Origin of the sequence: Pseudomonas sp. NFACC04-2, assembly GCF_900119265.1 — a bacterium.
In the GTDB taxonomy this organism is placed as follows: domain Bacteria; phylum Pseudomonadota; class Gammaproteobacteria; order Pseudomonadales; family Pseudomonadaceae; genus Aquipseudomonas; species Aquipseudomonas fluorescens_AA.
On the sequence record NZ_FPJC01000018.1, the window covers coordinates 12718 to 33021 of the forward strand.

Sequence of the window (20304 nt, forward strand, 5' to 3'; positions counted from 1 at the left end):
TTGTTCGATAAAACCTTGTGGCGAGGGAGCTTGCTCCCGCTGGGTCGCGCAGCGGCCCCTCTCTTTGGGCCTGCTGCGCAGCCCAGCGGGAGCAAGCTCCCTCGCCACAGGGGGGCGTTTTTCTTGAATGAGCAGTGTCTCTGTTGTCTAGCTGACAGCAGGCGGATGTTGCATCCGCTCGGCAATCCGCCGAGTGGTGTCCATCACCATTTCAACCACGGTTTCCTGGCGCAGCAGTTTGAAGCTGTGGGTGCTGCCCACGGCCGAAAGGCTGCCCACCACCTCGTCGAGCTCCGGGTTGACGATCGGCGCCGCGATACCGGTGAGGCCCAGGTTGAGTTCATCGTGGGTCATGCAATAGCCATCCTTGCGGATTTTTTTCGTGGCCTTGGAAAAGCTTGCCCAGTCATGGCCGCTGTCGGGGTCGTTGGCCAGGTGTTCTTCGAACAGGCGTTGCAGGCGCCGACCCTTTTGGAAGGCGATCAATACCTTGGATTGCGCGCCGCGAAAAAACGGCAGTGGTTGGCCGCGGCCGAATGAGAACTGGTAGGTGTCACTGGGTTCGGCGATGTAGGTGTTGATGATGCGGCCGTCGTAGAAAACGCTGGCGAACACCGCCAGGCCAGTGGCATCGGACAGCTCGTGCATCAACTCGCGGCCTGCCACGAGGATCGGGTCGTACTGCCGCATCATCCAGTCCAGCTCAATGATGCGTGGCCCCAGGCCGTAGCTGCCGGCATCCACCCGTACCAGCAGGCCGGCATCGCACAAGTCCTTGACGTAGCGGTACACGGTCGCCCGTGAGAGGCCCATGCGCTCGGCGATGGTCTCGGGGTCGATCTTCAATGTGGCCGGGCCGAAAAGGTCCAGCACACTCAGCATTTTGCTCAGACTGCTCATTTCGCTCCTAAAGGGGGGAATGGCGCGTAGGGGGGCGTTGGGTGAGCACTATAGGTAGCCGCGGCGCTGATGAAAAGCCCGGGTGCTCGCTCAGGCGCGCGTTATCACGGTAACTCAATGCTTGAGAAATACAAGCGGATTTACAGTAGTTTGCTCTCATAAAATATGCATTAATCTCAAAATATGATTTTAATGCAGAAAAATAGCTTGTTTTGTCGATTGTGCTGTGTGATAAATCTCAGCCACTGCAAACGCTCGATGAAGAGGGCTGGAAATGAATGGTGCGCAACTGATAGTGAAGGCGGCGGTGGCAAGCGGTATCGAATACTGCTTCGCCAATCCCGGAACGACTGAAATTCCCCTGGTGGCAGCCATGGCCAGCGCGCCAGCCCTCAAACCGGTGTTGTCCTTGTTCGAAGGGGTATGCACCGGTGCGGCGGACGGCTACGGCCGGATTGCCGGCAAGCCGGCGATGACCCTGACTCACCTCGGCCCAGGCTTTGCCAATGGCATTGCCAACCTGCACAACGCCCGTCGCGCCAACACCCCGATTGTCAACGTCATTGGCGATCACGCGTCCTGGCACGTCAATTACGATCCGCCGCTGGCCAGTGACATCCAGGCCTTGGCCGGCAGCGTTTCCAAGTGGGTACGTACCTCGCGCACGGCGTCGGGCGTTGGTGAAGACTTCCAGGAGGCGGTGCGTGCCGCCTGGCAAGCCAACGGCCAGATCGCCAGCCTGATTCTGCCGATGGATCTGCAAGCCAACACCGTGCAGCACGAGAAAGCCTTCACGGCATTGCAGGTTCCGGTCCGGCGTTTTGCCGGTGACCGGGTCGAGGCGGTCGCCCAGGCATTGCGCGATGGTCGGCGCCTGGTGTTTATCGTCGGCGACCAAGGCTTGTCCGTCGCCGGCCTGGAAGCGGCGGGGCGCTTGGCGCAACTGCCGGGCGTGCGCCTGTTCGCCGAGACCTTTCCGCGCCTGAGTTATCGCGGCGGTGGCCTGCCAGACCTGGATCGCCTGCCTTACTTCCCCGAAGTGGCCATCGAGATTCTTGACCAATACGACGCAGTGGTCTGCGCCGGCGTCCCCGAGCCCATCAGCTACTTCGGCTACGAAGGCATTGCCTCCCGGCTGGCAGAGCGTGAACGCCTGCTGTGTCTGGCCGAGGTGGGGGACGACGTTGCCGGGGCGCTCACTGCGCTGGCCGATGCGCTCGAGGCGCCGGCTTATGTGCCCACGCCAACCGGTATCGAGCTGCCGCCCGGCGAAGCCACGTTGACACCGCAGTCGGTGGGCCAGGTGCTGGCCGCATCGTTGCCGGACGATTGCATCGTTTCGGTGGAAGGCGGCACGTGCGGCTATCCGTTCTTCACCGCCTCGGCCCACGCCGCACGGCATCGGGTCTTGACCAACACCGGTGGGGCCATCGGCCAGGGCATCCCGGTGGGCTTTGGCGCCGCCATGGCCGAGCGTGGCAACAAGGTGTTCTGCCTGCAATCGGACGGCAGTGCCCAGTACACCATCCAGACCTTATGGAGCATCGCCCGCGAGCAACTGCCGGTGGTGATCCTGATCGCGGCCAACCACCGTTACGCCATCCTGCAGAACGAGCTGCGCCGCTTCGGCATGACCGAGCTGGGCCCCGAGGCTCTGAGCCTGACGGTACTGGACCGCCCACGCATCGATTGGAAGGCCCTGGCCAAGGGCTACGGCTTGCCGGCCAGCACCGTGCACACCAACGGTGAGCTGCAATGCGCCTTGGCCAACGCCAAGGCCGACGGTGGTCCTTGCCTGATTGAAATGGCGCTGTGAAGGAGCGGATATGAACCCGATTCAATTGTTACCTGCGGTCGAGAAGTTCCTGTCGCAACCGGGGCGTCTGTTTATTGGCGGCACTTGGCAGGACGCCGCCAATGGCCGCCGGTTTGCCGTGGAAAACCCGGCCACTGAACACACCCTGGCTGAAGTCGCCGAAGGTGGCGAGCGCGACGTGGATGCCGCCGTCGCTGCCGCCCGCGCGGCCTTCACGGGGACCTGGGCACAGCAGTCCCCGGCCCAGCGCGGGTTGCTGCTGTTTCACCTGGCGGAACTGCTCGACCAGCATCGCGAAGAGCTGGCGCAACTGATCACCCTGGAAAACGGCAAGCCAATCGGCGCGGCCCGGGGTGAAGCGGCCAGCGCGGCCAACATCATTCGTTACTTCGCCGGTTGGCCGACCAAGATCGAAGGCAGCACGCTGCCGGTGTCGCCCTCCAGTGGCGCGCCGATGCTCAATTACACCTTGCGCGAGCCGGTGGGCGTCTGCGCGCTGATCGTGCCGTGGAACTTCCCGCTGACCATGTGCGTGTGGAAACTCGGTCCGGTGCTGGCGACCGGTTGTGTCGCGGTGCTCAAGCCCGCCGAGCAGACGCCCCTGGTTGCCATTCGCCTGGTGCAGTTGATCGAGGCCGCCGGTTTCCCGGCCGGGGTGGTCAACTTGCTCACTGGCCTGGGTACGCAAACCGGTGCACCGCTGGCCCAACACCCGGACGTGGACAAGATCGCCTTCACCGGCTCGACCCAGGTGGGACGACTGATCGCCCAGGCGGCCACTGGCAACATGAAGAAGGTCTCCCTGGAACTGGGGGGCAAGTCCCCCAACATCATCCTGCCGGACGCCGACATTGTCCGGGCCGCCAAAGGCGCCGCCGATGGCATTTTCTACAACCAGGGCCAGGTTTGCACCGCCGGATCGCGTCTGTACGTGCACGCCAGCGTCCTCGACCAGGTGCTTGAAGAACTCCAGCGCCACGCGGCCGCCCATGTGTTGGGGCCAGGCCTGGATCCGGCCAGCAGCATGGGCCCGCTGGTTTCGGCCCGGCAATTGGGCACGGTGCGTGGCTACCTGCAACGGGGCCAGGAAGAGGGCGCCGAACTGATCTGCGGCGGTGATCGGCCGGCCCACCTGGAGCGCGGCCACTTCATCCGCCCCAGCGTGTTTCTCGACCGCGCCGAGCGCGCCTGTGTCGCCCGGGAAGAAATCTTCGGCCCGGTACTGACCGTCATGAGCTGGACCGACATCGATGAACTGGTGCTGCGCGCCAACGACTCGCCTTACGGTCTGGCGGCAGGTCTCTGGACCCGTGACTTGCGCTCCGCCCATCGCGTGGCGGCGCAGTTGAAGGCCGGCTCGGTGTGGATCAACTGCTGGAACGTCGTCGACCCGGCCTCGCCATTTGGCGGCTACAAGCAATCCGGCTGGGGTCGGGAAATGGGTAAGAACGTGATCGATGCCTACACCGAAACCAAAAGTGTCTTCGTCGATCTGGCCTGAACCGAATAATCACAAGAGGAACTGCTATGGATCTGGAATTGCAAGGCCGCGTGGCGATCGTCACCGGCGGCGGTATGGGCATCGGCAAGGAAGTCGCGCGCTTTTTGTCCCAGGAAGGTTGCAAGGTAGTGATCTGTGCGCGACGCATGGAGTTTCTCCAGCAAGCCGCCGAGGAAATTACCGCCGAGACCGGCAACGAAGTGCTGCCGCTGTACTGTGACACCAACCAGATGTCGGCGGTGTCCGACATGGTCGAGGCGGCCCACAAGCACTTTGGCCGCATCGACATCCTGGTCAACGGCGCCGCGGCTCCGTCCGGCGTGGTGCGCAACGACATCGAACATGCCGGCGACGACGAATTGCTCTCGGACCTCAACACCAAGGTGATCGGCTATTTCCGTTGCGCCAAGGCGGTAACCCCGCACATGAAGGCCGGTGGCTTCGGTCGCATCATCAACATCGGTGGCTTGACCGGGCGTGGCAGCAAGGTCCTCTCGGGCATGCGCAACCTGGCCATCGCCCACATGACCAAGACGCTCTCCGACCAATTGGGCCCCTCCGGCATCACCGTCAACCTGATCCACCCCGGTGTGGTCGACACCCCGCACATCCAGGAGCTGTACGAGCGCGAAGGGGTCAAGCAGGGCAAGACGCCTGAGCAGGTGGAGCAGGGCTACATCGACGCGACGCCGATCCGGCGCACCCTGGCGCCCATCGAAATGGGCTGGCTGATTGGTTTCCTCGCATCCCCCAAGGCGGGCGCCGTGACTGGGGAATCCATTGGCATCGACGGCGGCTTGACCCGTGGCATCTTCATTTGAGGAGCAGCACTGATGAGTAACGGAACCCTTTTGGTCGCCACCGTAGGGCAAGCGGTGATCCGCAGCGCCGACGATGGCCGTACCTGGCATCGCCTGGGCCTGGGCCAGGACCTGGAATTCGATGCGATCACCCGATCCCTGAGTTTCCATCCGGGTACGCCCGAGGTGATCTACGCCGGCACCGACGTCGGCCTGTGCATCAGCCGCGATACCGGCGGCCATTGGCAGCGGGTGGATTCGCCGTTCAACGGGCAGACCGTCTGGAAGGTCGCGGTGGATCCCCAGGATGCACAGCGTATTTTCGTGGGCACCGGTGCGCCTTCGCGCGCCGTACTGTGGCGCACCCTCGACGGTGGTCAGCACTGGGATCGTGCCCCCGTGGAGATCCCGGAGTTCTGCGACGGCGTCAGTCGTCCACGCCTGCTGGCTTTCGCCTACGACCCGACGGACCGCAACCAGCTCTGGTTCGGCCTGGAAGAGGGCGGGCTGTTCCACAGCCGTGACGGTGGCGAGAGCTGGACCCGTGTCGATGATCGCTTGTTGTGGGACTTCAACTCGGACGTGCACAACATTGTGGTCCTGCCCAACCATGGGCAAAAGGTCATCGTCGTGGTGTGCGTCAACGCCGTTTACCGCAGCTTCGACGAGGGGCAGACCTGGACCGGCATCGTCGCCCGGGAAGCATTCGGCCTGTATTACGTGCGCGCCATGAATGCACCGTTGGGTGGTGAGGATACGCTCTACCTGAGCATCTCCGACGGCACCCCGGGCACCACCAGCAAGGTGCTGGTTTCCCGGAATGCCGCCCTTAGCTGGGAAGTGCTGCCGCTGCCACAACAACCCAACTCCTGTGTCTGGGCGATTGCCTTGAACCCTGCCGACCCTCGCCAGATCGTCGCCGGCACCAAGTACGGGCATCTGTTCACTTCCGAGAATGGCGGTGACGGCTGGCAGAAGCAGTGGCGTGAATTCAGTGAAATCGCTGATGTGCTCTGGACGCCCGCCGTGGCGCAAATCAAGTCCGGGCATCAATCCATCATCAAGAAGAACTGAGGTATCGCGCGATGAAAGTCGAAGTCGTTCGTACTCACCTGTCGTTGTTCGTGAGCGACCCGGAAGTGTCGGCCCGTTGGTACGCCGATGTGCTGGGCATGCATGAAAGCGCCCGGGGTGAAAGCTGGATCATGATGGCGTTTGGTGCCAAGCATCACGACATCGCGTTGCTCCGCGCAGAGCCCGGCGCCCACCAGGGCGGCCTGGGGTTGCAGCACTACGGGCTGGAGATCGCGGGCGACATGACCACCCTGCGCAAGCTCTACGGCATGTTGCTGAACAAGGGCGTCGAGGTGGTGAAGATCACTGACCACGAGATTGGCAACGGCGTGTACTTCAACGACCCCGATGGCAATCGCATGGAGTTTTTCCTCGAGTCCGAACACGACGACGAGCGCGGCAAGGCCCGCTTCAAGGCCGCTGGGGCTCCCAGCCGGCATTTCGATCTCGACCCACTTTAAAGAGGCAAGTCTGATGAAAACCGCGAATTTCGCCAGTTACCACATCCGCAAATGGTACAGCTTCGTCGAGGAAACCCTGGCCAACGAAACCGGCCAGTTGGCCGATGGCGAGCCGCTGTTCAAGTACGCCATTGGGGCAGTGATCGCCAACCCATACGCGGGACGTTTCAGCGAAAGCCTGGCCGAGTTGATAGAGCCGTCACCCTTGCTGGGCCAGGAGTTTGGTCGGCGTATCCAGGCCCTGGCCGGCGAGCATGAGATTGTCAGTTACGGCAAGGCGTGCCTGGTGGGCAGCCAGGGCGAGTACGAGCACGGCAATGCGTTGCTGACCAATCCGGCGGCGGATCCGATCCGTGTCGCATTGGGCGGTGGCAAGTCCTGGGTGCCCTCCACCGGCAAGCGCGGCGCGCCTGGCGTGACCATCGACGTGCCGCTGGCCCACAAGGACGCGCTGTATGTGCGCTCCCATTACGACAGCATTTCCCTGTCGTTCGGCGATGGTCCCTCGGCCGACGAGTTGATCATCATCTGGGCCTTCGCCACGCGCGGGCGTTTGCATGCACGTCTGGGCGGCCTACAGGCCGCTGACGTCAAGGGCAATGACGGCCTGTATTGAGGTGCGCTGACGTGGGAAGCCAACGAATGTCTGCAAACAGCCAGTTCTTCACCAATCGTTCGGGGATGCGCCTGCACTACTTGTCGTGGGGCAACGCGTCAGGCATTCCCGTGCTGTTGCTGCATGGGCTGCGGGCCTATGCCCAGACCTGGGCGTCCCTGGCCAATGCGTTGGGCGAGCAATTCTGTTGCCATGCCCTGGACCAGCGCGGTCGTGGCGACAGCGACTGGGCAGAGGCTTCCAGCTACCGGACCGAAGCCTATGTCAGCGATCTGGAAGATTGGGTCACGCACCTTGGGCTGGAGCGTTTCGTGCTGGTGGGGCATTCCCTCGGCGGCACCAATGCGCTGGAGTATGCCCGGCTCAATCCTGGACGCCTGCAAGCCCTGGTGATCGAAGACATCGGCCCCGGCTCGTCGATCAGCGGCGACGGTGCCGAGCGCATCCGTCGCGAGATGAACCAGACGCCCCTGTCGTTTCCCGACTGGGAAAGTGCCGCGCAATTCTGGCGCCGCTCACGTCCCGGTCTGTCCGCCCAGGGGCTGGCGTCCAGGTTGACCCATTCGATGAAGGAAACCCCGGCAGGTATCGGCTGGCGCCATGATCAGGCCGGAATTGCCCAGGCGCGCCTGAGCATCACCCCGACCGATCTGTGGCCGGCGGTCCGGGCGCTGTATTGCCCGACGCTGTTCATTCGGGGGGCGCGTTCCGATTTTCTGCCCGAGGCGACCCTGGCAGCGATGAAAGAGGCCAATCCGCACGTGCATACAGCGCAAATCGCCGATGCCAGCCATTATGTCCATGACGATCAGGAGGACACGTTCAACCGTGTCGTCATGGACTACTTGCACGACCAATGCCTACAACCACAACAACAAAGCGGTGAATAGCGATGAAGCAGGAGAAAACCCAGGTTGTCATCGTGGGCGGCGGCCCGAACGGGATCACGGCCGCTCATTACATGGGGCTGTACGGTATCGACTGCATCGTCCTTGAATTGGCTGACGGCGTCCTGCCGTATCCCCGCGCGGTGGGCATGGATGACGAGGCGCTGCGGGTGTTGCAGGGCATCGGCATCGCCGAACTGGCCGCGCGCGACATGATCTGCAACGTACCCCTGCGTTACTACAATGCGCGAGGCGTCTGTTTTGCCGAGGTCAAGCCGAGCACGGCGAAATATGGTTGGCCGATGCGCAACATCTTCATGCAACAGTTGCTTGAAACGACATTGCGCGAGCAGTTGGGCAAACACACCACCGTCGCGTTGCGCCAGGGCCATGAAATGCTCGATCTGGAGCAGGATGCCGAGGGTGTGACCTTGCAGGTGCGCGATGCCCAGGGGGAGCTCTATCAATTGCAGGCGCAGTACGTGATCGGTGCCGATGGCGGACGCTCCAGCGTGCGCAAGAAACTCGGCATCGAACTGCTGGGGCTGACCCATCCGCGCAAATGGGTGGTGATCGATACGGCCAACGACACCCTCGACGCACCGTATACCGCCTTGCATGCCGACCCTCAGAGACCTTTCGTCTGCATCTACCTGCCGTATCAGCAACGGCGCTGGGAGTTCATGCTCCTGGAGGGCGAAGACGAAGCCCGGATGTGCGAGGAGGCGACGATCCGGGACTTGATCCGTGGGCATATCGGCGATGCGGTCGACCAACTGGAAATCATCCGGATCCGCGCCTACACCCATAACTCCCGGGTCGCGGCGCGCTTTGTTCAGGGCCGTGTGGCATTGGTGGGGGATGCGGCGCATATTTCCCCGCCCTGGGCCGGGCAGGGACTCAATTCGGGCTTGCGTGATGTCGCCAACGTCAGCTGGAAGCTCGCCGCGATTCTCCAAGGGCGGGCGTCGCCAGCGATTCTGGCCAGTTACGACCAGGAGCGCCGTGGGCATGCGACCGATCTCATTGCGTTGGCCGATAACATGGGCGCCGTCCTGGGGCTGACCAATCCGTTGATGGCGGGTGTGCGGGACTGGTTGTTCCAGGCCGTCAACAGCGTCGACAACCTGCGTTCGCACTTGCTGGAGTTCAAGTTCAAGCCCAAGGCGACCATCACCAAAGGCCTGGTGTATCACGAACGCGCCGAGCTGCATGAGGATGATCTGGTCGGGCAGTTGTTCATCCAACCGTCCATCGAAGATGCCCAGGGGCAGCGCCGACGCCTGGATGAGGTGCTGGGGCATTCCTATGCGGTGCTGGGGTATCGGGTCGACCCGAGCGAACCGCTCAGCGAAGAAACCGCCGCCTGGTGGGCGCGCTGGGAGACGCGCTTCATCCAGATCAATCGCTCGCGCAGTGGCGTGGGGCGTAACCAACCCTTGTCTGCCAGCGGGGCCATTTGTGTCGAGGACGTCGATAACCGCCTCGGCGAATGGTTTGCCAAGGTCCGTGATTGTGTCGTGGTGGTGCGGCCGGATCGGTTCGTGGCCGCGATCACCACACCCGAGCGGCTCGAAGGCGTGTTGCGCAAACTGGCGGGGCAACTCTCATGAGCCGTGAAGATCATCTGTTGGTCCGGCTTCACGATGCCGCGCAGGCCGTGCACGCCTTGCCTTCGTTGGAACCAGAGGCCGTCGACCTGTCGACGGGCTACACCTTGCAGCGCGAGGCGCTACGCCGACGCCAGGCCGGCGGTGAGCGCTTGACCGGGTGGAAAGTGGCCTTCGCCGGCCGCGCCGCCCAGGACCGTTTCGGTATTGACGAGCCGGTATTGGGCGCACTGACCGATGCCATGGTCGTGGAACCCGGCCGTGGGGTGTCGCTCGCACGGCTGATCCAGCCGAAGTTGGAAATCGAGCTGGCGTTTGTCCTAGGGCGTACGCTGGTGCCCGGTTTCTACAGCGACGAGGACATCCTCGCCGCCATCTGCGAGGTCGCGCCGGCGTTCGAAATTGCCGATTGCCGCTGGCAGGGCTGGCGTTTCGGCGTCGGTGCGTTTCTTGCCGACAATGCCGCTGCGGGGCTGTATTGCCTGGGGGCGCGGGTCAGGTTCCATCCCGAGCAATTGGCCCACCTGAACTATCGCCTGGCGTGCGATGGGGTGCCCTGTGGCGAGGGCAATGCCCAGGCGCGCGAGGACACGCCCCAGGCCAACCTGTGCTGGCTGGTGCGGCGTTTGCTGGCTGACGGGCAGTGCGTTGAAGCGGGCCAGGTGGTGCTGTCCGGCTCTTTGTTGGCACCGTTGGAGATCAAGGCCGCCGAGTACCGGTTGTACATGCTTGGCATGGAACTGGCTTTGGTTTTCCAGCAGTAAGCACTGTTCACCCAAAGGAGCCCGTGGCGAGGGAGCTTGCTCCCGCTGGGCTGCGCAGCAGACCCATTTTTGTGAGCGCTTCGCACTCAAGCGGGAGCAAGCTCCCTCGCCACGGGTTTTAGAGATCCTTGAGCAACCGTACCAGGCAATAAACGCAGCGCCACCGAGGAACAATGATCATGTTCGCCGAAGTCCGTACCTTCAATGATCCTCAGCAACACGCCGGTTCGATCCTGGGCTGGCAACAAGTCTATGATCAGCTCGGGCGTGGATGTCTTTCCAGCGAGCTGCGCCAGGTATGCGCCGAACGTTTCCAGATCTTCCAGGAGGTGCTGGATAAACGGGTGGTGCAGCACGGTTGCGCGCCAAAAGGGCGCTTGTGCATTGCCATGTCGCTGGGTGGTGCGCCGGTGGTCCAGGGGCATCAGGTGGGCGCCCATAGCGTGGTGTTGTTGCGCGATGGCGAAGACTTCGTCTTGCACGCCCCGGAGGGTACGCATTTCTTCGCGGCCAATGTCGACACGGTGCGCTTCGCCAAGCTGGCAGCCTACGAACTGTCGAGCGAGCAGCTCAAGCGTTTGAAGAACGTGTCCCAGGTCAGTGTGGATGAGGTGGTACTGCGCCGTGTGCAACAACGCATCCACCCACTGTTTCGTCACCTATTGGAACAGGCGGACGCCGTCAATCCCGCCTCGGAAAAAATCCTTGAAGACGTTCTGCTCAATGCCTTTCTCGACCTGTTCAGCCATGCCTCGGACGAGGTGCGCGGCCGGCGCGGCAATTTTGCCGTCAGTGCGTACCTAGTCAAGCGTTGCCAGGAGTTGGTGGTCGCCAGTGCCGATGTACCCTTGAGCATTCTCGACTTGTGCGAGCAATTGCGGGTCAGCCGCAGGACCCTGCAGAACAGTTTCCAGGCGGTGACCGGGATGCGCCCGGTGGAGTACCTGCGCAACCTGCGGCTCAATGCCGTGCGCCGCCGACTGATCACGACCCGTGCGGCCGCGCTGAACGTCAGTGAGATCGCCGTGGCCATGGGGTTTTTCCACCTGAGCCATTTTGCGGTCCATTACCGAGCGCTGTTTGGCGAGTCACCCTCGGATACGCCCAGGGCGCCGGCAGGATGAGCCGCCGTTTACAGTGTTACCGAAGCGCCATCCTGCACCCATAAAGGGCAGCCGCTGAGCGGTTTGGTAGCATACGGCTGCAGTCCAGCCTGAGGCAGGACGCACGGTAGCCAGTCATTTTTCCTCGGCAAATTCCTTCAAATCAAACGCTTGCACGATTGCGTGAGAAGTTGGCACGCATTCTGCTTTTTTGAATTCATGGATAATTGGATACAAAAATGCAGAAGGTGCTGCCATGCAATTTGCTCCGACGTACGCTGAACGCCCGCCCATGACTGCCGAGGAGGAGGCGTACAACTTCCTGCTCGATGCCATTTGTGGCGGTCGGTTACGCAAGGGCGACCGGCTGATTGCCGAGGACATTGCCAACGAGATCGGCATGAGCCGGATGCCGGTGCGCGAAGCCTTTCGCCGTCTGGATGCCCAGGGCCTGGTGACCCTGCGGCCCAATCGCGGGGCGGTTGTCAGCGGCCTGGACATCGATGAGCTGCACGAAGTCTTCGAAATGCGCAGCGCCCTGGAAGGCTTGGCGGTCCGTGTCGCGACAGCACGCATTGGCGAGCGCCAGTTGGCCGCCTTGGAACGCTTGCTGGACGAGATGGACGACTACCGCGAGGAGAGCGCCGAGTGGGTCAGCCGCCATCGCGCCTTCCATGAATACCTGTGCAGCCTCAGCGGACGTCCGCGATTGCTCAAGCAGATCAGCGCGCTTTATTCCCTGATCGAAGCGCCCATGCGTCTATGGCTGCAGCATGTGGAAAAGCCCCTGAGTGCGCGTCAGGAGCACATGCTGATCCTCGATGCCCTGCGTGCGGGCGATGCCGAGAAGGCCGAGGCGGTGGTGCGTGCGCACATCGAAGGCACCGTTCCTGAATTGATCGAGTTCCTGCAATCGAAAAAATAACGAGAGCAGGCCCGAGCCTGCCCGTGTTCTGACTTTGAGTACTGCCCGTTACCTACTGAACTGGAGTGTCTGGTCATGCATAAGCCTCGCCTGTTGGTTGCCGCTTTATCCTTGGGTTTCTGTGCGCAGTGGGCGGTTGCCGCGCCCGTTGTCCCGGAGCGTTTGCTCAAGGTCGACAAACTCGTCTACTGCTCAGGCATGGATTCGCCGCCGCTGGTGTCTTTTGATGAGGCGCAGAAACCCAAGGGATTGACCGTGGACCTGGGGCTGGAAATCGCCAAGCGCCTGGGTGACAAAAAGGTGGAGTGGCGGGTCATTCCCTTTTCCGGATTGCTCCCCGCATTGCTGGCCCGCCAGTGCGACATGATTGTCGATCAGCTGTTTGACAAGCCCGAGCGCCGCGAGGTGATCGACATCGTCAACTACATGTATTCCAGCCAGGCGGTGGTGGTGCCCAAGGGCAATCCGAAGGGCCTCAAGACACTGCCGGATCTCTCCGGGCACAAGGTCGCGGTGCTCAACGGTTCCACCATCAAGACCCTGCTCGACGCCGAGAACGAATCCCTGGCCAAGGCCGGCAAGCCGGCGATGAAGCTGGTGGTCTACAACACCGACACCGATGCCTTCCAGGCCCTGCGCATCAGTCAGGTCGACGCCTACGGCACCACTGTGGAAACCGCCGGTTACTACGCGACCATGGCGCCCGACCTGTTCGAGGAAGGGGTGCCGGCCTTCAGCCGAATTCTTACCGGCCTGGGCATTCGCAAGGACGATCCGCAACTGACCGCCGCCGTGCAGCGGGTGATCAACGATATGCGCAGCGACGGCAGCTATACCCAGTTGCTCGGCAAATGGCATGTCGCCAGTGACACACTTGATTGAGGTGAACCATCGATGAATTTCAATTGGGATGTGTTCTGGCAGTACCTGCTGCAGCCCAGTGGGGTGTATCTCACCGGGCTCTGGCTGACCTGCCTGATCAGTGTGCTGGCGATGCTGCTGGGCTGTGCCCTGGGGCTGGCCGCCGCGTTGCTGCGGTTGTCGAGCAACCCCTTGCTGCATTTGCCGGTGCGCTTTTACGTGTGGCTGATGCGCGGCACGCCGTTGCTGGTGCAAATCGTCTTTCTCTACACCGCGCTGGCCGCCGGTGGGATTTTTCGCTTCGAAGACATCGACCTGTTCGGCCTGGTGATCCCCGGCAATATCCAGGCGGCGATCATTGCCCTGGGCCTCAACGAGGGGGCCTACATGGCCGAGATCATCCGCGCCGGCATCGGCGCGGTGGACAAGGGCCAATACGAGGCCGGACGCTCCCTGGGCATGACCTTCGCCAAATTGATGCGCCGCATTGTCCTGCCCCAGGCGTTCCGGGTCATCGTTCCGCCGCTGGGCAACGAGTTCAACGTGATGCTCAAGAACACCACGCTGGTCAGTGTGATCGGCGTCCAGGAACTGTTGCTCAGTACCCAGATGGTCACGTCGGCGACGTTCCGGGTGTTCGAGCTGTACCTGGTGGTGGCGATCTACTTCCTGTTGCTGACCACGTTGTGGGGCTTTTTCCAGCGCTGGCTGGAGACCCGTTTCGGCCAGTCGGATCGGCCTTCGTCGCCACCGCCGGCGTCGACGCGAATGTTCGGTCGCAGCACCTTGAACCTGCTGAGGGCACGTTAACCATGGCGCATAAAAGCGAAGAGCTGATCATCGAGGCGCTGGACGTTCACAAGTCCTTCGGCGAGCTGCAGATTCTCAAGGGCATTTCCCTGCAAGTGCGGCGTGGCGAAGTGGTGGTGCTGATCGGTGCGTCGGGCTCCGGCAAGACTACCTTCATTCGTTGCATCAATCTGTTGGAAGACATCCAGGGCGGACGCATCCGCGTCAATGGCCGGGCCATGGGGTACCGCGAGCGGGCCGACGGCAGCCTGGTGCGTGAGTCGGAGCGCAACATCGCCCGTCAGCGGCGGGACATCGGCATGGTGTTCCAACGCTTCAACCTGTTCCCCCACATGACTGCCCTGGAGAACATCATCGAGGCGCCCATCCAGGTGCTCGGTGTGCCGCGCGCCGCTGCGTTGGAACAGGCCCGCGGGTTGCTGGAGCGGGTCGGCCTGGCGGAAAAAGCCGATCACTACCCATCGATGCTCTCCGGCGGCCAGCAACAGCGGGTGGCGATTGCCCGGGCCCTGGCCATGAAACCCCAGGCCATGCTATTCGACGAACCCACCAGCGCCCTCGACCCGGAGACCGTCGGCGAGGTGCTGCAAGTGATGAAGGAGTTGGCCGAGGAGGGCATGACCATGGTCGTGGTGACCCACGAGATGGGCTTCGCCCGGGAAGTGGCCGACCGTGTGGTGGTCCTGGACCAGGGCGAGCTTATCGAGCAAGGGCCGCCGGAGCAGATCTTCTGTCACCCCATTCACCCGCGGACCCGGGCTTTCCTCAGCCGGGTGCTATGACCCTTGCAAGGTTGTCTACCCCCGAGTCCGGTCAATCAATTCCTGTATTGAAGAGCTTTCGCCATGCTGACATTTTCTGCCCACGAATACCCTTATCCATCCCAGCGCCAGAGCGTTTTCGCCCGTCGGGGCATGGTCGCCGCGTCCCAGCCCCTGGCGGCCCAGGCGGGCATCGAGATCATGCAAAAAGGCGGCAATGCCATCGACGCCGCCATCGCCACGGCAGCGGCGCTGACGGTGGTGGAGCCCACTGGCTGCGGCATCGGCGGTGACGCCTTCGCCCTGGTCTGGTGCAAGGGCCAGCTACACGGCCTCAACGGCAACGGTCATGCGCCGGCGGCCTTGAGCATCGAGGCGGTCAAGGCCGCCGGTCATGAGCAGATGCCGATCTACGGCTGGACACCGGTGACCGTTCCGGGCTGCCCATCGGCTTGGGCGCAGTTGTCGCAGCGCTTTGGCAAACTGCCCTTTGCCGAGCTGCTGCAACCGGCCATCAGTCTGGCCCGGGACGGCTTTGCGCTGTCGCCGGTGGTTGCCCATCAATGGCAGATCGCGCTGAACGAGTTCACGCCCCATCGCGATGCCGTCCTGGAGGTCTGGTTCGAGACGTTCCTGATCGAAGGCCGGGCGCCCCGGGCCGGGGAGATTTTTCGCAACCCGGCCCAGGCGCGCACGCTCCAGGAACTGGCCGACACCGGCTGCGAAAGCCTCTATCGCGGGGCGTTGGCCGAGCGCCTGGACGCCCACTCCCGGGCCAGCGGCGGCTATCTGCGCGCCTCGGACCTCAGGGATTATCGCGCCCAGTGGGTCGACCCCATCCACGTCAATTACCGAGGCGTGGATGTCTGGGAAATCCCGCCGAGCGGGCAGGGTCTGGTGGCCTTGATGGCGCTGAAGATTCTGGAAGGGTTTGACTTCGATCAGCGTGACAGCCAGCAGACCTGGCATCGTCAACTGGAAGCGATGAAGTTGGCCTACAGCGACGGCCTGCACTACATCACCGACCCCCTGCACATGCGCGTGGCAGTGGCTGACCTGCTCAGCGATGACTACAGCGCCCGTCGGCGCGGGCAGATCGGCGAACAGGCCCAACCGCCCAAGCCCGGCGACCCCCACGCCAGCGGCACGGTGTACCTGGCCACCGCGGATGAGGAGGGCAACATGGTCTCGTTCATCCAGAGCAACTACCACGGGTTCGGCTCAGGCGTGGTGTTGCCCGACAGCGGAATCGCCCTGCAGAATCGCGGGCAGGAGTTCAGCCTCGATCCGAGCCACGCCAACTGCCTGGCCCCGGGCAAGAAAACCTTCCACACCATCATTCCCGGGTTCCTTACCCGTAATGGCGAGGCCCTCGGCCCCTTCGGCGTGATGGGCGGCTACATGCAGCCCCAGGGGCATGTGCAGATGGTCATGAACCTGGTGGATTTCGGCCTCAACCCGCAAGCGGCCTTGGACGCACCGCGTTGGCAATGGCTGGGAGACATGAAGGTCGGGATCGAGCACGGGGCTTCACGGGACCTGGCCAATGCCCTGGCGCGACGGGGGCATGAGGTGCAGATCGCCAGCGACCTGACCGACTATGGGCGCGGCCAGATCATCCTGCGCGACCCGGTCAGTGGTGTGCTGTGCGGCGGGACCGAACCCCGGGCGGATTCGCATATTGCCGTTTGGTGATGAGCGCAGACAAATGGGGTTCACTCATCGGCCATTCCCGAGTGGATCTTGATGACGACCTTGCCCTTGGACCGTCCTTGCTCGACATAATCCAGGGCATCGGCCGTCGCGTCGAAGGCGAAGGATCGGTCAACCACCGGCTTGATGCTGCCGGACTCGACGAGCGTGGTGATCTCACGCAGTTGAGGACCACTGGCGCGCATGAACACGAAGGCGTAGCTAACACCCTTTCGGCGGGCCTTGCGGCGTATGCCACTGCTCAGCAGCCCCATGATCAGCCGCAGCGGCCAGGACAACCCCTGGGCCTGGGCGAACTGTGGGGTAGGTGGTCCCGAGATGGAAATGAGCTGGCCGCCGGGTTTGAGGATCTTCAGCGACTTCTCCAGTTCATCGGCCCCCAAGCTGTTCAACACGACGTCATAGTCCTGCAGCACGCTTGAGAAATCCTGCTGTTTGTAATCGATGACAACGTCCGCCCCCAGTGCCTTGACCCAGGGCACATTGGCGGTGCTGGTGGTGGTCGCAACGAAGGCGCCGAGGTGTTTGGCCAGCTGGATGGCGAGGGTGCCGACGCCACCTGAACCGGCGTGGATGAACACCTTTTGACCTTTCTTTACCTGGGCGGTTTCAACCAGCACCTGCCAGGCCGTCAGGGCGACCAAGGGCAGGGCGGCGGCTTCCTCCTGGTTGACGTTCGTGGGTTTCAGGGCCAGGGCATTTTCGTTCACTGCAATCTGCTCGGCGAAGGTGCCGATGTGCCCATCCGGGACGCGGGCATAGACTTCATCCCCCGGTTTGAAATGCTTGACACGGGATCCCACCCGCATCACGACCCCGGCCACGTCATGGCCCAATATCAAGGGAAACGAGTAGGGCAGGATCAGTTTGAATTCGCCTTTGCGGATCTTTGAGTCCAGGACGTTGACGCCGGCGGCATGCACGCGGACCAGAACGTCGTGGTCAGCCACTTCTGGGGCGGGTATGTCGCCAATACGGCCACTGTGCTTGGCGTAGCGGTCGATTAAAAATGCCTTCATGGTGCTTTGCTCTTATAAGGGATGCAGTCGACGGATCACCCGGCCAGGCATCCGGAAATGCCAGCGCTGTCCTTCGCACCGGCACCCGCTGAACGATGGTTACGCCAGGTCTTGATAGCGCTCGGCAACGAGGGACTGCTTGATTTGCCCGAGCAGACCTTGGCGCGCCGCCTGCAAGGCATCCCAGCGTGCTTCTTCCTGCAGCGGCGGGATGGTCACAGGTTCGCGACGGTCAAAACCGACCAGCGCGGCGTCGACCAAGTCACCGACTTCCATGACTTCATTCAAGGTGTTGATATCGATGCCCGCGCGCTCCCAGATCTCGGTACGGGTCGCGGCCGGCAGGACGGCTTGCACGTAGACGCCTTTGGGCGACAGTTCCAGGCTGAGTCCCTGAGAGAGGAACAACACGAACGCCTTGGTCGCGCCATAGACCGACATGCCGAATTCCGGTGCCAGGCCGACCACGGAGCCGATGTTGATGATCGCACCGTCACCCGCCTTGACCAGGCGTGGGGCGATGGCGCTGGCCAATCGGACCAGCGCGGTGGTATTGAGCGACACGAGGTTCGCGACGCTGTCGGTCGACTGTTCGATGAACGTGCCGGACTGGGCGGCGCCGGCGTTATTGACCAGGATACCGATGCTGGCGTCTTCCCGCAGTCGGGCTTCGACGCTCGTCAGGTCGCTGATCTGGGTCAGGTCGGCCTGGAGAATGTCGATGGCAACATTGTGTTCGCTGCGCAGCTTGGCGGCCAGGTCCTGCAGGCGCCCGTTGTCGCGGGCCACCAGGACGAGATTGTGGCCGCGTTGCGCAAAGCGCTGGGCGTAGGCTGCGCCGATACCGGTGGAAGCGCCAGTGATGAGAACGGTTGTGCGAGTGTCCATGGAGTTTCTCTTCTTCAAGGGTATGAACCGTCGCCTGATGAGCGCGGCTTTCCATTAGGATGATGATCGAAATCTAAACTGTCAACGAATTTGATTATGCTCGACATCTATGTATGATGTGAGAGTGATTTTCGAGCAGCACGAGGAGTGGAAAATGCGGGTAACCAAAGCCCAGGCCCAGGCAAATCGGGAGCACATCGTCGAGACGGCGTCTGTCTTGTTTCGCGAGCGAGGCTTTGACGGCGTGGGTGTTGCGGATCTGATGGCGGCTGCCGGGTTCACCCATGGCGGTTTCTACAAACATTTCGGCTCCAAGGCCGACCTGATGGTCGAAGCGGCCGCGCGCAGCCTTGCGCAATCGCTGACCAACAACGCGGGTCTCGATGTGCCTGGGTTCGTCAATCTTTACGTATCCCGCAATCACCGTGACGCCCCGGGTGGCGGTTGCACCATGGCGGCACTGTGCGGGGACGCTGCCCGTCAATCGCCCGAGCTGAAGGCGACTTTTTCCAGCGGCATCGAAGATATGCTGGCGGCGCTCGAGAGCCGGTACGAGACCGGGCAAGACGCGCCGCAGGCAGAGGTCAGGGCGAAAATGCTCGACATGTTGGCCCATGTCGTCGGCGCGATCATGTTGTCGCGGGCCTGCCCGGACGACTCCGCGCTGGCTGATGAAATCCTTGAGGTCTGCCGCACCCGGATCATCGCATCACTACCGTCGTCGCCCGCGCAGCAGCCTTGACGGATACCGATTGGCCTTACAGCGACGCCCTGACCACCAGTGGGCAATCCACCGGCTGGGCGCCCTTCAGTTCGAGGGTCTCGATCAGGTGCCGGGCGGCCTGGCGACCGATCTCGTAGTACGGCAGTTGGACCGTGGTCAGCGGCGGCATGAACAATTCGGCGATGCCGATCATGTTGTCATAGCCCAGCACAGCGACATCATCAGGGATTTTCAAGCCGCGGCCCAACAGCAGTTGATAGGCGCAGAAGGCGATGCGGTCGTTGCCGCAGACCAGGATGTCGAATTGCGGACGGCCGTCGACGATATGCCGGTCGAGAATGGCGGCGGTTTCACCGTAGGCATCGTGATCGGAAAGGTCGTATTGCAGGAGTGCTTCAGGCGCCAGCCCGAATGCCTGGCAGGCGCGTTGCAGCCCTTGTTGCCGCAGATTCCAGGCAACACTCTTCCTGGGCAAGTTGATACACAGCGGGCGCCGATAGCCTTGGCTCAAGGCATGATGCAAGGCGCGGTGCTGCCCGGCTTCATCATCCGGCACGTAGCTGACCAATTGGCTGTCATCGGCCAGGCAATTGGCAAGTACCAGCGGCTTGCTCTTGAGTCGCTCGGGAATGCTCACCTGGCGCAACCCCATGGCACTGAAGATCAACCCGTCGGGGCGATGCGAGAGCATCAGGTCGATGTTCTGGTCGGTGGGCGGGTTGCTCAGCAGGTTGAGGATGAAGACGTTCCAGCCGGCTTGCTGCGCGGTCTGTTCGATGGACAGCAGCAACTCGACGGCGAACGGCGTGGTCGCGGTGTCCAGTGCGAACACACCGATGGTGCGCGCCTGCAAGTTGTCGCCGCGCATCCTGCGCGCCGACAGGCTCGGTACGAATTGCAGTTCATCGATGGCGCGGCGTACCCGCTGAAGGGTCTCGGGGCTCAGTTTTTCCGGCGTGTTGAGCGCGCGCGAAACCGTCATCAGGGATACGCCGGCCAGCTGTGCAACGTCTTTCACGGAAGTCATGCGAAGTGCGGCCAGTCAGGTTGACGCAGAATCATGACACAGCG

21 protein-coding genes are annotated in these 20304 nt (G+C 62.6%); 16 read left to right on the top strand and 5 right to left on the bottom strand.

Annotated features, from left to right (window positions below; all coding sequences use genetic code 11):
- Window positions 1-147 precede the first annotated feature (147 nt).
- The gene (locus BT125_RS21255) at window positions 148-900 is read right to left on the bottom strand and encodes an IclR family transcriptional regulator (protein WP_072410000.1); all 753 of its coding nucleotides are present in this window, start codon (window positions 898-900) and stop codon (window positions 148-150) included.
- 274 nt (window positions 901-1174) lie between these two features.
- Between BT125_RS21255 and BT125_RS21260 the strand changes: the two genes are divergently transcribed.
- From BT125_RS21260 to BT125_RS21305, 10 genes are all read left to right on the top strand, one after another.
- A complete protein-coding gene (locus tag BT125_RS21260) occupies window positions 1175-2716 on the top strand; it encodes an acetolactate synthase large subunit (RefSeq protein WP_072410002.1) in 1542 nt (513 codons plus the stop codon).
- Window positions 2717-2726: 10 nt separating this feature from the next.
- The gene (locus BT125_RS21265) at window positions 2727-4217 is read left to right on the top strand and encodes an aldehyde dehydrogenase family protein (protein ID WP_072410004.1); all 1491 of its coding nucleotides are present in this window, start codon (window positions 2727-2729) and stop codon (window positions 4215-4217) included.
- A 26-nt stretch (window positions 4218-4243) separates the two neighbouring features.
- Window positions 4244-5038 carry an SDR family NAD(P)-dependent oxidoreductase gene (locus tag BT125_RS21270; RefSeq protein WP_060742718.1) on the top strand — a complete coding sequence of 265 codons (795 nt, stop codon included), beginning with the start codon at window positions 4244-4246 and terminating at the stop codon, window positions 5036-5038.
- A 12-nt stretch (window positions 5039-5050) separates the two neighbouring features.
- Entirely contained in the window at window positions 5051-6091 is a 1041-nt protein-coding gene (locus BT125_RS21275) for a WD40/YVTN/BNR-like repeat-containing protein (protein ID WP_072410006.1), read from the top strand.
- Window positions 6092-6102: 11 nt separating this feature from the next.
- On the top strand, window positions 6103-6552 hold the full coding sequence (locus BT125_RS21280; protein ID WP_060742716.1) for a VOC family protein: 450 nt from the start codon (window positions 6103-6105) through the stop codon (window positions 6550-6552).
- A gap of 13 nt (window positions 6553-6565) precedes the next feature.
- Window positions 6566-7168 carry an amino acid synthesis family protein gene (locus BT125_RS21285; RefSeq protein WP_072410008.1) on the top strand — a complete coding sequence of 201 codons (603 nt, stop codon included), beginning with the start codon at window positions 6566-6568 and terminating at the stop codon, window positions 7166-7168.
- 26 nt (window positions 7169-7194) lie between these two features.
- Window positions 7195-8058 carry an alpha/beta fold hydrolase gene (locus BT125_RS21290; RefSeq protein WP_072410010.1) on the top strand — a complete coding sequence of 288 codons (864 nt, stop codon included), beginning with the start codon at window positions 7195-7197 and terminating at the stop codon, window positions 8056-8058.
- A 2-nt stretch (window positions 8059-8060) separates the two neighbouring features.
- On the top strand, window positions 8061-9668 hold the full coding sequence (locus BT125_RS21295; protein ID WP_072410012.1) for a bifunctional 3-(3-hydroxy-phenyl)propionate/3-hydroxycinnamic acid hydroxylase: 1608 nt from the start codon (window positions 8061-8063) through the stop codon (window positions 9666-9668).
- Complete coding sequence (locus BT125_RS21300) at window positions 9665-10429, top strand: 2-keto-4-pentenoate hydratase (protein ID WP_072410014.1); 765 nt, start codon at window positions 9665-9667, stop codon at window positions 10427-10429. The genes BT125_RS21295 and BT125_RS21300 overlap by 4 nt, the downstream gene beginning before the upstream one ends.
- A gap of 179 nt (window positions 10430-10608) precedes the next feature.
- Window positions 10609-11553: a helix-turn-helix domain-containing protein gene (locus BT125_RS21305; RefSeq protein WP_072410016.1), complete on the top strand. Its 945-nt coding sequence runs from the start codon at window positions 10609-10611 to the stop codon at window positions 11551-11553.
- A 114-nt stretch (window positions 11554-11667) separates the two neighbouring features.
- Here BT125_RS21305 and BT125_RS29735 read toward each other — a convergent pair whose 3' ends face one another.
- Entirely contained in the window at window positions 11668-11790 is a 123-nt protein-coding gene (locus tag BT125_RS29735) for a hypothetical protein (protein ID WP_256573817.1), read from the bottom strand.
- On the opposite strand from BT125_RS29735, the gene BT125_RS21310 reads away from it, so the two are divergent.
- The 5 genes from BT125_RS21310 (at window position 11789) to BT125_RS21330 (ending at window position 16584) form a co-directional block, all read left to right on the top strand.
- A complete protein-coding gene (locus BT125_RS21310; RefSeq protein WP_072410018.1) occupies window positions 11789-12457 on the top strand; it encodes a GntR family transcriptional regulator in 669 nt (222 codons plus the stop codon). The genes BT125_RS29735 and BT125_RS21310 overlap by 2 nt on opposite strands.
- A 75-nt stretch (window positions 12458-12532) precedes the next feature.
- Complete coding sequence (locus BT125_RS21315; protein ID WP_072410020.1) at window positions 12533-13339, top strand: ABC transporter substrate-binding protein; 807 nt, start codon at window positions 12533-12535, stop codon at window positions 13337-13339.
- Window positions 13340-13351: 12 nt separating this feature from the next.
- Complete coding sequence (locus BT125_RS21320; RefSeq protein ID WP_060742708.1) at window positions 13352-14128, top strand: amino acid ABC transporter permease; 777 nt, start codon at window positions 13352-13354, stop codon at window positions 14126-14128.
- A 2-nt stretch (window positions 14129-14130) separates the two neighbouring features.
- Complete coding sequence (locus tag BT125_RS21325) at window positions 14131-14910, top strand: amino acid ABC transporter ATP-binding protein (protein ID WP_072410022.1); 780 nt, start codon at window positions 14131-14133, stop codon at window positions 14908-14910.
- Window positions 14911-14973: 63 nt separating this feature from the next.
- Window positions 14974-16584, top strand: coding sequence for a gamma-glutamyltransferase family protein (locus tag BT125_RS21330; RefSeq protein ID WP_072410024.1), 1611 nt, complete (start codon window positions 14974-14976; stop codon window positions 16582-16584).
- Window positions 16585-16604: 20 nt separating this feature from the next.
- Here the strand turns inward: BT125_RS21330 and BT125_RS21335 are convergent, their stop codons facing one another.
- Window positions 16605-17621, bottom strand: a complete 1017-nt coding sequence (locus BT125_RS21335; protein ID WP_072410036.1) for an NADP-dependent oxidoreductase — start codon at window positions 17619-17621, stop codon at window positions 16605-16607.
- A 99-nt stretch (window positions 17622-17720) separates the two neighbouring features.
- Complete coding sequence (locus BT125_RS21340; RefSeq protein WP_072410037.1) at window positions 17721-18509, bottom strand: SDR family NAD(P)-dependent oxidoreductase; 789 nt, start codon at window positions 18507-18509, stop codon at window positions 17721-17723.
- Window positions 18510-18663: 154 nt separating this feature from the next.
- On the opposite strand from BT125_RS21340, the gene BT125_RS21345 reads away from it, so the two are divergent.
- Window positions 18664-19251, top strand: a complete 588-nt coding sequence (locus BT125_RS21345; RefSeq protein ID WP_072410168.1) for a TetR/AcrR family transcriptional regulator — start codon at window positions 18664-18666, stop codon at window positions 19249-19251.
- 16 nt (window positions 19252-19267) lie between these two features.
- Here the strand turns inward: BT125_RS21345 and BT125_RS21350 are convergent, their stop codons facing one another.
- A complete protein-coding gene (locus BT125_RS21350) occupies window positions 19268-20260 on the bottom strand; it encodes a LacI family DNA-binding transcriptional regulator (protein ID WP_072410039.1) in 993 nt (330 codons plus the stop codon).
- Between the last annotated feature and the right edge of the window lie 44 nt (window positions 20261-20304).